The sequence below is a fragment of the Desulfobotulus pelophilus genome (assembly GCF_026155325.1).
GTDB lineage: Bacteria > Desulfobacterota > Desulfobacteria > Desulfobacterales > ASO4-4 > Desulfobotulus > Desulfobotulus pelophilus.
On record NZ_JAPFPW010000012.1, the window covers coordinates 37,925 to 49,197 of the forward strand.

Below are 11,273 nucleotides of genomic sequence, written 5' to 3' on the forward strand. Positions count from 1 at the left end.
GGGACTTTTGATGAACAACCTTGACACACTCATTAAAAACGCCATGCAGTCCGGGTACTCCGATCTGCATCTAACGGGCGGGCATCCGGTGGTGTTCCGTAAAGACGGGAAAATCGGTTTTCTGACGGATACCCGTTTTTCCCCAAAGGAGATGGATGGACTGGCAGGGACCCTTTTGACAAACCGTGAAAGGGCCATGCTGCAGTCCCGTTTTTCCGTGGATCTGGCGCGCTCCATGCAGGGTGTGCGAGTGCGGATGAATGTGTTTGCCACATCCCGGGGTATCAGCATTTCCATCCGCATGCTGCCCGGCCGTCCGCCGACTCTGGATCATCTGAACCTCCATCCCCTGATCCGTCAGGCCTGCCGCCTCCCCAAGGGGCTGATTCTTATCTGCGGTTCCACAGGCTCCGGTAAATCCACCACCATTGCTGCCATGGTGGATGAGATCAATCAGACCCGCAGTGAGCACATCATTACTCTGGAAGATCCCATTGAATACCGCTTTGCCTCGGCAAAATCCTATGTGGAGCAGAGGGAGCTGGGTACCCATATGCCTTCCTTTGATCAGGGTTTGAGGGACGTGCTGCGTCAGGATCCGGATGTCATTGTGGTGGGGGAGCTGCGGGAGCCGGAAACCATCCGTCTGACCCTTAATGCCGTGGAGTCCGGTCATCTGGTCATAGCGAGCCTCCATGCCACCCATTCTGAAGATGCCTTTTACCGTATCTGTAATTCTTTTCAGCCGGAAATTCAGGATCTGGTGCGCAACCAGCTGGCTTCCACCCTGGCCCTTCTGGTGGTACAGCATCTGGAATATCTGCCTGAAGCGGGTTTCCGGGTGCCCGTGCTGTCTCTTTTGCAGGGAAGTTCCGGAGTGAAGGGCCTGATTCGTGAGAATCGTTTTTCCCAGATAGAAAGTGCCATACAGATGGGCAAGGAGGGAGGGATGATGACGCAGGAGCAGTATCGCAGGGATTTTTTAAAAAAACAGCAGAATCTCATGCCTCCTTTCCGTATTTTCCGGCCTTCCAGAGAGGATGTTACCGATCCTTCCTATGCGTCTTCTCTCGTGCTGGATGAGCAGAGGCCGGTTCAGGCACCGGGAATTTTGTCAGCCCTGGGTGAGCTGACGGGAGATGGCAGTATCAAAAAAAGCATCCCCACCAGTTTGCATCATGCCGGTGAGGATGCCTATGAAATTCAGGAAGACGGGATGTCCATGTCGGATATTATTAAGAACCTGTAGGGAAAAATTATGAAAAAAAGTTATTTTTGGGTCGGCTTTTTTTTTCTGTTTATACTGGTTTTTAGTAATTATGCCTTTTCTGATAGAAACACCTCAGGTGGAGTGAGTGTAAGGGGATATTATCGTCAAGATGGAACCTATGTACGTCCCCATACGCGTGCATATCCTCAAAAAAAAATATCCCCGCATTCTCCGGTGTCTTCGGTTTCATCTTTTAGTGATGTGGATTATTCTCGTTTATTTTTTAATTCAAACTATTCAGGTCAGGGTAGTTTTCAAAGCAATTCAAATAATACAATTAAAAAATGTGTATGTAACGGGGCTGTTGTATTGACCAATTTAGATAGTGTTGATTCAAGCTGTGTTTGTGAATATTTTGACTAAGTCAGAGAAAAACAAAAGAAAAAAAGGGGCATGAAAAGAAGAAAAGAGAAGGGAAAGAAGAAAGTAAAAGAAAAAAGGAAAAGAAAAGGGGCCTGCCCCCTTTTCTTAAAAACCATAGCTTAAGGAAATATTCAGTTCCTGAATATCCCCGTTAAATGGGATGTCGGACCGGCCCCTGTCCTGAGGACTGAGGTCGGCGGGTAAATCGCCTCTTTCTGACATCCACTGCTGCCAGCTGTACAGAATTCCCGCACTCCATGAAGGGCTGAGCTGCTGGCGAACACCCAGCCGGAAGATACGTCCTTCTCCCTCGCTTTTATGCGGGTTGTTGTCCGAAATATCACCCCATTCGGGGTTTCTTTCGGAAAATTTTGCATTATGGAAAAGGAGGGAAGATTCCACGGAAAGATCCGGCCGGGGCTGCGCTCTGAGATCCAGGCCGTACCACCAGCTGTTCCATTCGGAAAGCTCTCCTTTGGCTGGCTGCAGAGCGTCTCCTCCGGTGTTTCCGTACTGGGGATTCCTGGAATCCGGAGAATAGCCATGGTAGGAAAGACCCATCATGGGAATGAGGGACAGGCGCTGATTCAGCAGATCCCACTGGTAACCGATACCCGCCGCCATATCCATACGATCCGTACCTCTGGCGTAAGAGGTGTTTTGGCCTGTGTAGGGAATATCGTCGTGGAGGCGTTCCTGCTGAATGGAGGATTTAAAATGAAGCCGGTCCATGGAAAGTCGCAGGTCCACACCCTGAGAGGCATTCTGTGTGTTGGCCATATGCATGGCCTGATCCGCCTGACTCCAATGGGGGGAAAGGCGAGCCTGATTGTTGTCACGCAGGTGCATCTGCATGGAAAGTGCCGGTGGTTCCGTGTTGTAAGGAAGCTCGGGTTCTGCCCAGGCAAATCCTCCTGCCGCCAGAAAAAGAGACAGAAGAAGATAAATAGCTTTATGCCCTGGAATACCCTGTTTCATTGTTTCATCCTGTCCCGAAAAAGTTTTCAGGAAAATCGTTCATTGGCCTGCTCTAGCAGTATGCAGACCTTCTTTTCACTAAAGGCAAAAATATCACCGTTCGGATAAGAATGCAATGGACATCCGCACCGGTTTTTTACAGGGGCTTACGGAAATAGAGCACAAGGCTTTTGCCCATAACCGGGTTCAGCATGCGGTCCATAAAGCGCGTCAGTGCCGGTTTTTCCATGATATCCCACACAAGAAAACGGTGGTAGAGCCGGACAGCAGGGTGCTGATTTTTTGTGGGGCCGACAAGGCACTTGAGCCACCAGAACGGACTGTGAAGGCTGTGGGCATAGCCGCAGCCTTGATAGGTCAGTCCGCTTTTTTCAAGGATGCGGATGATGTCTTTTTTTCTGTAGATCCGTATGTGGCCCTGATTGGCATGGCTGTAGTCTTTGGCCAGCCACCAGCAGATCTGTTCCGGCCAGAAACGGGGAACACTGACCACAACGTCTGCTCCGGGTCTGGCCACCCGGACCAGCTCCCGGGCGGCAGAGGCATCATCAGGAATGTGCTCCATGACTTCAGAGCAGATGACGGCGTCAAAGGCATGGTCCCGGAAGGGGAGTTGGGTGATGTCGGCGGTGCTGAGTCCCCATGACCCTCCGCCATGCCATCCCATCATGTCATGATTCTGAAGACGTTCCTGCGCGGAAAGGAGGTCTTCGTGGCTGAGGTCAGCTCCAATGGCCGTAACTTTTTCAAGGCCATAGGCGGCCGCCGTATGGCGGCCGGGTCCGCTGCCGATATCCAGAATTTTCCAACCCGGCTGTATGTTCATGCGACGGAAATCAACGGTGATCACGGATAACCTCCCTGTAGGTTTCTACGGTTTTTTCCGCAGCATTTTTCCATGTGAAGTGTTCATGCACACGGGCATACCCCGCCGCTCCCAGCCGTTCTCTTCGGGCAGGGTCATCCAGCAGTTCGCAGATGGCTTCTGCCAGGGCATCCGCATTCCCCGGCGGAACAAGAAGTGCCGCATCTCCGGCAACCTCGGGAAGGGCTCCCCCGGTGGTGGAGATAACCGGTGTGGCCGTTGCCATGGCCTCGCCCACGGGAAGCCCGAAGCCTTCATAAAGGGAGGGGACAACGGCAATGGAGGCTCTGGCATATTCCCGCACAAATTGCCAGTGGTCTATTCTTCCTGTAAAATCAATAATATGGCCTATGTTGAGTTTGCGGATCAGTTTCTCAATACCACCCTTTTCCTTGGGTTTTCCAATGACCGTAAGGCGTACGGAATGGGTGCGGGATACTTTTTCCAGAGCCTGCAGCAGGTGGTAGAGGCCCTTTAGGGGCATATCCGCGCTGTTGGTGACGATCAGGCGTCCCGGCTCCCTTTGGATTTCGGGCATGGGAAAGAACAGTTCCGTTGAAATGCCATTGGGAACAACGGAAAAGCGGGAGGGAGAAATGGCATATTCCCGGGCGATGTCTTTTTTAGAAAATTCACTTACGGTGATAATTCTGGGTAGTTTTCTGCTCACCCTTTTCTGCATGCCGATGAAGGAATACCAGCGGAGGTGCTTGAATTTTTTCCATGGAGCCCGGACGCTGCGGATGGCGAGTTTCCGGTCAACGGTCATGGGGTGGTGTATGGTGGCAACGGTGGGAATTTTCTGGCTGATCTGCTGAATGCCGTAGGAAAGGCTCTGGTTGTCATGGATGATATCGTAGTCGTGGAGCCGGTTTTTGAGGAAGCGAACAGCCCGGAAACCGAAGGTGAAGGGTTCGGGATAGCCCATGGTGGAAATGCTGAGCCACTCCATGAGATTGACGGGATCTTTGAGCTCCTCAATGCGAGGGGTGCGGAACAGAGCCTCGGGATTGTAAAGATCCAGCGTTGGAACGGGAATCAGTCTGGCTCCTCCTTCGAGAAGAGGGTCCGGAGGCCCGGCCAGTACGTCCACTTCATGACCAAGATCACAGAGGGCCTTGGCAAGATTTCGTATATACACCCCCTGACCGCCGGAATGGGGATTGCTGCGGTAGCTGATCATGCATATGCGTAAGGGTTTTTCCTGGTTTTCTGACATAAAGGACTCCCGAGCTTGTGACTGATAGGGCTGTCCCGGTAAAAGAGAAGGTTTTGCACAGCACCTTTGCCCGGGAAAAAACCGATGGTAAGTGAGTCCCATATGTCGATGGAGCTTGTTTCGTCAAGGGCTTTTTTGGCGCGCAGGGCTTCGGGGCCTTACCGAAAGTCGCCGTAAAGCCCCTGGCTTGAGCCATGGGGAGGTTCAGTTTTCTCCCATGCCACCGCTGAGGGTGAAGGCGGTGAGATAAAGGTAGGCTACCTCTGTCGTAAGGTAGCGGTTCAGGATACTGGTGGTCAGGGCCATGACCCTGTCTTCATGGCCTTCCAGATCGTGGCGTGTATACGAAGAGAGGGCAATGGTAAGGGCGTGGTGAATACGGTCCGATCTTTTCCGGATGTCCGTTATACCGTTTGAGTCTTTGAAGCGGAAGGTCAGTTGCATGGATAAAAAACTCTGATCCGCAAGGTTGGTGGCAAAGCGAAACTGATAGCTTGGCAGGTGGGCCGTTTCTTCCAGAGGGGGTTGTATCCCCGGTTCAAAAAACATGCGCTGCTGCTGCTGGGCCTCCCAGGAACCACGGCGGGCCTGATAAATTTCTCCCAGACCCGAAAATGTGTACTTTTTATCGTAGTAGGGCTTATACAGGGCAAGCCCGATAACCACAGCAGCCAGTATGGCTGCGCCAATGCCAATGGAAAGGTATGTTTTCATGGTGCTCTCTCTCCTTTACGGATAGCCAAGGAAAGTAGCTTCAAAGGCAATACATAGTGTGTAGTAGCTCCATTCATCTCCGTCTCCAAGGTCAATTCTAAGTTCCGGTATGATGTCAAAGCCCCATGATAGCAGCACTTCCCTGTCATTTAAAGCGTCCATTTCCGCATAAATACGTTGCCCGACAGGGAAGGGGAGGGCATAGGGATTCTGCTCGTCTATGACCTCATAGTTTTTCAGGCGGGTGTGTTCGGGAACAAATACGGCCTCCCATCGCCACAATCTGGCATCGCCGGAGGCTTGTATTTTGGTAAAGGCTTCAAAGAGTACGGAAGTGTCCAGTATGGCACCCCTGCCATCGTCCCTGAGCATTGCGTGGTAGCCCGCCGGTGTGTTGACGGAGGCTTTCTGGTCCACCATAAGAATGAGACCCTCTTGAGAATACCGGGCATAGAGATGAAAGGGGGTGCCTTTGGTATAACCGGGACGGTTGATTCTGCCTTTTTCCAGCAGTACAGGTTCTCCATTGATGATCCTGAATTCCGGGTTACCCACAAAATACTCTCCCGGAACAAGGGTGTTGGGGTAGGTGGGGCGGTCAGGCGGTCTGTTTTCCACAGCGGCAATATACACACTGAAGTGGCTGGTTTCAAAGGTCAGGGTTTTATCTCTGGTATTTCTGGTTTTCAGGGCCATGTTCGTCCAGCGGTGGGCCAGAGGGTCAAAGTAGCGGGCCACGACCTGATAGTCCGGTATGGGTGTTCCATCGGCAAATTTTTCCCCGTAGGGAAGGGTTATGGTGACCGGAGATTCGAATATGAGGGGGTGGGGCTGAAACCGCACAGCCGGTCCGGCGGCCCGGCTGGAGGGCAGGGGCGCTGGCAGGGGTGTTTCGCTGATGCTAATGGTTTCCGTGGAGTAAAGGGCATCGGGTGGGATCCGTACTCCGGCACGGAAAAGGGGATTTTCCGGATCGGATACGCTAAGTTCGTCTCCCCGGTGATCCACGACTGCCTGAACGGCGGGTGGCGGGCTGGCGGGGGAGTCCGGTGCTGCTGGGGAATGGGTGCTCTCTTCGGTGCAGCTGAAGGTGATGGCAAGCAGGAGGCAGCAGAGAAATAATTTTGTGAAATGCATGATGGACTCCCTTGGCTAGGAACTGTGGATGCTGTCGTTTCAACGTGGAATCATGCAATATCTATGCCTTTTTGTGGATCTTGACCTTGCCGGGGTGGTGGCTTACATTCGCCAGACTGCCCGGTTCCCTGCCGGATGGAAGGTTTTTGATTATGGTGGGGCTGAAAAACAGGGAGAGCAGACCCGCTTATGTCAATGTCTGAGGAGGGTACAGATTTCATGAATAAGAAAATTACCTGTGAAGATGTTCAGCTGGCTCTTAGGCGTTTACCCACAGGTCTCTGTCGCAGGTTCCAGAGGATACCGGTACCGGAGCGCATGGCGGTTCTGGAAGAGGCCGGGGTTCCCGTTTCCCGCATGGGAGACGGGATGGAGGAAGAGGATATACGAAGTCTGGACAAGGCCATCCGCTATAAGGATTCCAAAGTACAACTCGTGCGCATGGTGCTGATGGGGCGTATAAAAAATGATATGGAAGACCCGGAAACAGCTGAAGCCATGGCAGCGTATATTCTTGAGCGTCACTCTCTTGACAGTGTTCATGACGTTTATGATGAACGGTACCGGGGAAAACCCATGCCCGATGCGGTAGTGAGTTCGTGATGGCGGAAACCGGGGATAGGGTTCGCGTCATTCTGGTTATGGCACGGACCCTGGACGGCAGGACGGCACGGGGGCCGGGTGATCCTCTGGGTTGGACGGAAAGGGCGGATAAAGTTCATTTTGCAGATTTCACCCGGCGCGTGGGAGTGGTCATCATGGGGGCAAAAACCTTTGATGCCATGGGAGCTCCTCTGCCGGGGCGAAAAAATATTGTTTTTACCCGGTCTCCGGAAAAACGGGCGGGAAACAGCCCGAACCTTGTGTTCACATCCGGACCCGTGGAAAAGGTGCTGGCTAATCTTGCGGATCAGGGATACAGAGAAGCGGCCCTTATTGGCGGCAGTGAGTTGAATGCTGTTTTTGCCAGAAAGGGCTGCATTGATGAAATGATGGTGACGGTCTCTCCCCTTTTTTTTGGTGAGGGGCCGGGCCTTTTTGCTGAAACGGTATCCATGGATTTGCAACTGGCTGGCGTGAAGCTTCTGGGGGAGAACTCCCTGCTTCTTCACTACAGAGTACGGAATGGGGGATGATACGGAAAAGCAGGAACAGCAGGCGGAACTGAACGATTTGTGCCAGCGTATTCAGGCGATGGAGCTTCCGGAAATCAGGCAGAATCTCATTGCACCGGATGTGAAGAATATTTCTCAGAAAGCTTTTGGAGAAGTGCTGCAGTCTTATCTCTGCGGTGACGATCCGGAGTATGGGGTGGTGGATGTCCGGTCGGAGTCCGAATATGCGAAAAATGCCATTCCCGTTGCCGTCTCCATGCCCATTCTCAATGACAGGGAGCGCCATGAGGTGGGTCTTCTGTATAAGCGTTACAGCCATAAAGATGCTTTGCGCTATGCTTTCCATCTGGCCAGAGAAAAGGAGGCCTCCTATGTGGAAAAGGCGCGCAGGTATGCCGGTGGCAGGCCCCTGATTCTTTATTGCTGGAGAGGTGGTGGAAGGAGCCGGTATGTGGCAGGGCTTCTGGGCAGGCATGGCGTTCCGGTTATGCGTCTGGAAGGTGGTCATAAGGGTTTTCGCAGGGAGGTCTATGATCTGCTGTACCATGGAAGTCTGCGGTTGTGGTCTCTGTCTGGCATGACAGGGTGTGGCAAGTCCGAGCTGCTGGAGTTTCTGGCAAAGACCCATCCATCCCTTCCCGTATTGCACCTGGAAGCACTGGCAGGTCATGCGGCCTCTGTTTTCGGACATATCCGGTTCGCCGGGCAGGGGGGGGCGGTGGACCAGCAGACCTTTGAAACCCGCCTGTATCTGGCGCTGTTGGCACATCGGCAGGCAAACGGTGAATTCCCTTTTTTTCTGACGGAAATGGAGAGCCGGAAAATAGGTGGTGTTCAGATTCCTCCGGCTCTTTTCAAGGCACTTGAAAATGGCCCCCATATCCGGTTGGAATCGCCTATGGATTTACGTGTGGCAAGGCTTACGCGGGAGTATTTTGGGGAGGATGGCAGGGGCAGGGATGCGGTTCGCGATGCCCTTCTTTATCTGTCAAGGCGGGTTGGCGGCCATAGGGTTCGGTACTGGCAGTCGCTTCTGGATAAGGGTGACACCGGTCTTTTTTTGCATGATATTCTGGTTGATTATTATGATAAAGGCTATAAAGGAGAAAAAACAGAGCCTTTTCAGGTCCTTTGCTGCCATGCTATTCCTGCAGCGGCTGAGACCGTTGCAGGAATATGGCAGCGCTGTTTCTGTCAGGACTCTTCGGGGTCAGCCGTGATGGCGGAGGAACCGTCCTTATGATGAAGTCTGTGGACGGATGTGATATCCTGAATGGCCGGGGTGTCCGCACAGAGACGGGTGATGAGGTCCAGCCGTGTAAGGCTTTGGAATCGCCCATCGTCGCTGCGGGGGGCATATTCCAGAATGTGGACCCATTCGTTGTCCACGTTCAGGATATCCCCGCACATGGCTGTTAGGCCGGCCATTTCATTGAGCATGGCAACGGTCCCGAAGCGTTGCTGCAGATCTTCGATGAGCAGTTTCAGGGAGCCAAGGCGCAGCTCGGGTACCTCAAAGGGTGTACGCAGCCGGGCGAGTTTCAGTACGGACCGGGTATCTCTGGTTTCCCATAAAAGATCTGTGATATCATCGGTATAGAAAACACTGATGCCGTTGTAACGCCCTGTGCCGTCGTATTCCGTAACCTGAACGAGGCTATCGGAAAGGGCGCGGATCTGGCCCACGATGGGGGTTTCTGAGAGATGCCGTCTTCCGATTTCCACCAGATCCTGATTTTTCTTGAAGTGCTTCAGCTTTTCGATAATCATGCCCGTGCCTGCCTCCCTTTGTACGATGAAAAAACTGTGTACCCCATAGTCGAGTTCCCCTGTCTTGTCAAAAGATCTGAGGGAAAATACAAAAAGAGACGGATAATCAGTGTTTTTTACTGGCTGCTGCTGGGCCGGTTTTCTGACGGGCAGTGGTACATGATCGGCTGGGGCTCCCTGTGCCGGAGTTCAGGTATGGGGTGCTTTGAAGAGGAGGATGCCGGGCAGTCCGGAGTCTTGTTCCGGATCAGGTATGCGTGCTGCATCCAGCCATTTGTTGATTGATTTGAAAGGAGATTGCATGCCAGGCGGAGATCTTACAACCATGATCCGGCAGGGAGCACCCGTTTATGTTTTATCCTGCGGACAGGGGATTAACGGAGAGCAGATGATCCGTTCTGTTCTTGTTCAGTTTCCCGCTGTTCGAAGCCGTGTGGTGCGGGTACCCCATATGCATGGGCCGCAGCAGATTCACGAGATTCTGGAGAAGGTACGGGAAGAAGAGGGCGTTGTCGCCTATACCATTGTCGACCCGGAGTTGCGGATGCTTGTGCAGAGTGAGTGCGAAAAAACGGGTATTCTCTGTGTGGATTTCATGGGACCGGCCCTTGATATGCTGGAGGCTGCCTTCCATGAAAAACCCCTGGGAGAACCGGGGCGTTACCGCAAGTTCAATCAGATAAATATGGACAGGGTGGCAGCCATTGAGTTTGCCGTGGCCCATGATGACGGGCTCAATCCCCAGGATCTGGGAAAGGCCGAGATAGTGCTGGTGGGGCTTTCCCGCTCCGGTAAGACCCCGTTGAGCATGTACCTTTCCGTCCATGGCTGGAAAGTGGCCAATGTCCCCATTGTAATCGGTATCCCCCTGCCTTCGGAGCTGATGGCCATTAACCGTAAACGCATTGTGGCCCTTTACATTGATCCTGAGCAGCTTGCCGCCCACAGGCAGATTCGCAGGAAGCGGCTGGGCCTCACCGACGATATGGCTTATACGGGTAAAAAAGAAGTCTTCCGTGAGGTTGAGTCCGTACGGGAGCTGTACCGCCGCCATGGGTTTGCCACCATTAATGTGAGCAATAAACCCATTGAATCCAGTGCCGAAGAGGTGGTGAGCATTATCGAGAAACGGTTCCCCGAGGGAGCTCATAAGCAGGGTAAACGCAAGGTTGCTCCCTGATTGCCGGGGTAGTGTTGGAGCCTGTTCGTTTCAGGGCAGAGAAGCCAGAGCCATATGAATGGCCGGTTTGGTGTACTCCATGCGGGTGACGGCATTGCCGGTAAGAATACCGATGAGCCCCTTGTCGTAGCCGATGCGGGGATTGTGGCTGAAGCCTGCTGCCTGAACCGCCGCATCCAGTTCCAGTCCTTTTTCTGTAACAAGGCGGCTGATTTCGGTGGGCAACTCAAAGGCAGGTCCAAGGCCGGTGAAGTAATCCTGACCATTGTAAAGCACGCAGGCCGTAAGGTTCATGTAGCCGGTGCGGGTCAGGGGAACGGGTATGATGCCCGATTCAATGCCGATTCCCAGAAAGAGGCCGTTATGCCATACGGCCTTTGCCCGGTTTCGGGCACCGGTGAGGGTGCTTTCAAAGCCCCTTGGCTGATCCGGTACGCCAGATGGAGCGTTTTCACAGCTTACATGGATGGAGGAGAAGCGGCCGGATTCTTCAAGTACCTGAACAAGGGCTTCCTTTTTAACGGGGTTGAGGGAACCTAAGCAGAAATGCATATTTTTTCCTTGGTCTGTAGCGGGTTTCTGTTAAAAGACCTGTCTGGCATCATTGCTTTGACAATGCAAAGCGGTATGAAGAGATTGTATGTGTCAGTTCAGCAGTTTTT

General features: G+C 52.9%; 13 protein-coding genes. 6 read left to right on the forward strand and 7 right to left on the reverse strand.

Annotation, left to right across the window (positions count from 1 at the left end; all coding sequences use genetic code 11):
- Nucleotides 1–10: 10 nt before the first annotated feature.
- Entirely contained in the window at nucleotides 11–1,249 is a 1,239-nt protein-coding gene (locus OOT00_RS10810; RefSeq protein ID WP_265425392.1) for a type IV pilus twitching motility protein PilT, read from the forward strand.
- 9 nt (nucleotides 1,250–1,258) lie between these two features.
- On the forward strand, nucleotides 1,259–1,633 hold the full coding sequence (locus OOT00_RS10815) for a hypothetical protein (RefSeq protein ID WP_265425393.1): 375 nt from the start codon (nucleotides 1,259–1,261) through the stop codon (nucleotides 1,631–1,633).
- Between the two features lie 105 nt (nucleotides 1,634–1,738).
- Here the strand turns inward: OOT00_RS10815 and OOT00_RS10820 are convergent, their stop codons facing one another.
- The 5 genes from OOT00_RS10820 to OOT00_RS10840 all read right to left on the reverse strand — a co-directional run bounded on the left by OOT00_RS10820 (nucleotide 1,739) and on the right by OOT00_RS10840 (nucleotide 6,546).
- Nucleotides 1,739–2,611, reverse strand: coding sequence for a hypothetical protein (locus OOT00_RS10820; protein WP_265425394.1), 873 nt, complete (start codon nucleotides 2,609–2,611; stop codon nucleotides 1,739–1,741).
- 136 nt (nucleotides 2,612–2,747) lie between these two features.
- Entirely contained in the window at nucleotides 2,748–3,461 is a 714-nt protein-coding gene (locus tag OOT00_RS10825; protein ID WP_265425395.1) for a class I SAM-dependent methyltransferase, read from the reverse strand.
- Nucleotides 3,448–4,695 carry a glycosyltransferase family 4 protein gene (locus OOT00_RS10830; protein ID WP_265425396.1) on the reverse strand — a complete coding sequence of 416 codons (1,248 nt, stop codon included), beginning with the start codon at nucleotides 4,693–4,695 and terminating at the stop codon, nucleotides 3,448–3,450. The genes OOT00_RS10825 and OOT00_RS10830 overlap by 14 nt, the downstream gene beginning before the upstream one ends.
- A gap of 204 nt (nucleotides 4,696–4,899) precedes the next feature.
- Nucleotides 4,900–5,409 carry a hypothetical protein gene (locus tag OOT00_RS10835; RefSeq protein ID WP_265425397.1) on the reverse strand — a complete coding sequence of 170 codons (510 nt, stop codon included), beginning with the start codon at nucleotides 5,407–5,409 and terminating at the stop codon, nucleotides 4,900–4,902.
- 15 nt (nucleotides 5,410–5,424) lie between these two features.
- Nucleotides 5,425–6,546: a hypothetical protein gene (locus OOT00_RS10840; RefSeq protein WP_265425398.1), complete on the reverse strand. Its 1,122-nt coding sequence runs from the start codon at nucleotides 6,544–6,546 to the stop codon at nucleotides 5,425–5,427.
- A gap of 219 nt (nucleotides 6,547–6,765) precedes the next feature.
- On the opposite strand from OOT00_RS10840, the gene OOT00_RS10845 reads away from it, so the two are divergent.
- From OOT00_RS10845 to mnmH, 3 genes are read left to right on the forward strand one after another with little or no spacing between them, the layout of a single operon-like run.
- Nucleotides 6,766–7,149: a hypothetical protein gene (locus OOT00_RS10845; RefSeq protein ID WP_265425399.1), complete on the forward strand. Its 384-nt coding sequence runs from the start codon at nucleotides 6,766–6,768 to the stop codon at nucleotides 7,147–7,149.
- Nucleotides 7,149–7,682, forward strand: coding sequence for a dihydrofolate reductase family protein (locus tag OOT00_RS10850; RefSeq protein WP_265425400.1), 534 nt, complete (start codon nucleotides 7,149–7,151; stop codon nucleotides 7,680–7,682). The genes OOT00_RS10845 and OOT00_RS10850 overlap by 1 nt, the downstream gene beginning before the upstream one ends.
- On the forward strand, nucleotides 7,672–8,904 hold the full coding sequence (gene mnmH, locus OOT00_RS10855; protein ID WP_265425401.1) for a tRNA 2-selenouridine(34) synthase MnmH: 1,233 nt from the start codon (nucleotides 7,672–7,674) through the stop codon (nucleotides 8,902–8,904). Before OOT00_RS10850 ends, mnmH begins: the two co-directional genes overlap by 11 nt.
- Here mnmH and OOT00_RS10860 read toward each other — a convergent pair.
- Entirely contained in the window at nucleotides 8,856–9,431 is a 576-nt protein-coding gene (locus tag OOT00_RS10860; RefSeq protein ID WP_265425402.1) for a hypothetical protein, read from the reverse strand. The two genes, mnmH and OOT00_RS10860, sit on opposite strands and share 49 nt — an antisense overlap.
- Nucleotides 9,432–9,732: 301 nt before the next feature.
- On the opposite strand from OOT00_RS10860, the gene OOT00_RS10865 reads away from it, so the two are divergent.
- The gene (locus tag OOT00_RS10865; RefSeq protein WP_265425403.1) at nucleotides 9,733–10,611 is read left to right on the forward strand and encodes a pyruvate, water dikinase regulatory protein; all 879 of its coding nucleotides are present in this window, start codon (nucleotides 9,733–9,735) and stop codon (nucleotides 10,609–10,611) included.
- Nucleotides 10,612–10,641: 30 nt separating this feature from the next.
- Here OOT00_RS10865 and OOT00_RS10870 read toward each other — a convergent pair whose 3' ends face one another.
- Entirely contained in the window at nucleotides 10,642–11,163 is a 522-nt protein-coding gene (locus OOT00_RS10870) for a DUF84 family protein (RefSeq protein WP_265425404.1), read from the reverse strand.
- Nucleotides 11,164–11,273 lie beyond the last annotated feature (110 nt).

Coding starts and splice junctions, on each gene's coding strand:
- OOT00_RS10810 (WP_265425392.1), top strand. CDS start 11: ATGAACAACCTTGACACACTCATTAAAAACGCCATGCAGTCCGGGTAC.
- OOT00_RS10815 (WP_265425393.1), top strand. CDS start 1,259: ATGAAAAAAAGTTATTTTTGGGTCGGCTTTTTTTTTCTGTTTATACTG.
- OOT00_RS10820 (WP_265425394.1), bottom strand. CDS start 2,611: ATGAAACAGGGTATTCCAGGGCATAAAGCTATTTATCTTCTTCTGTCT.
- OOT00_RS10830 (WP_265425396.1), bottom strand. CDS start 4,695: ATGTCAGAAAACCAGGAAAAACCCTTACGCATATGCATGATCAGCTAC.
- OOT00_RS10835 (WP_265425397.1), bottom strand. CDS start 5,409: ATGAAAACATACCTTTCCATTGGCATTGGCGCAGCCATACTGGCTGCT.
- OOT00_RS10840 (WP_265425398.1), bottom strand. CDS start 6,546: ATGCATTTCACAAAATTATTTCTCTGCTGCCTCCTGCTTGCCATCACC.
- OOT00_RS10845 (WP_265425399.1), top strand. CDS start 6,766: ATGAATAAGAAAATTACCTGTGAAGATGTTCAGCTGGCTCTTAGGCGT.
- OOT00_RS10850 (WP_265425400.1), top strand. CDS start 7,149: ATGGCGGAAACCGGGGATAGGGTTCGCGTCATTCTGGTTATGGCACGG.
- mnmH (WP_265425401.1), top strand. CDS start 7,672: ATGGGGGATGATACGGAAAAGCAGGAACAGCAGGCGGAACTGAACGAT.
- OOT00_RS10860 (WP_265425402.1), bottom strand. CDS start 9,431: ATGATTATCGAAAAGCTGAAGCACTTCAAGAAAAATCAGGATCTGGTG.
- OOT00_RS10865 (WP_265425403.1), top strand. CDS start 9,733: ATGCCAGGCGGAGATCTTACAACCATGATCCGGCAGGGAGCACCCGTT.
- OOT00_RS10870 (WP_265425404.1), bottom strand. CDS start 11,163: ATGCATTTCTGCTTAGGTTCCCTCAACCCCGTTAAAAAGGAAGCCCTT.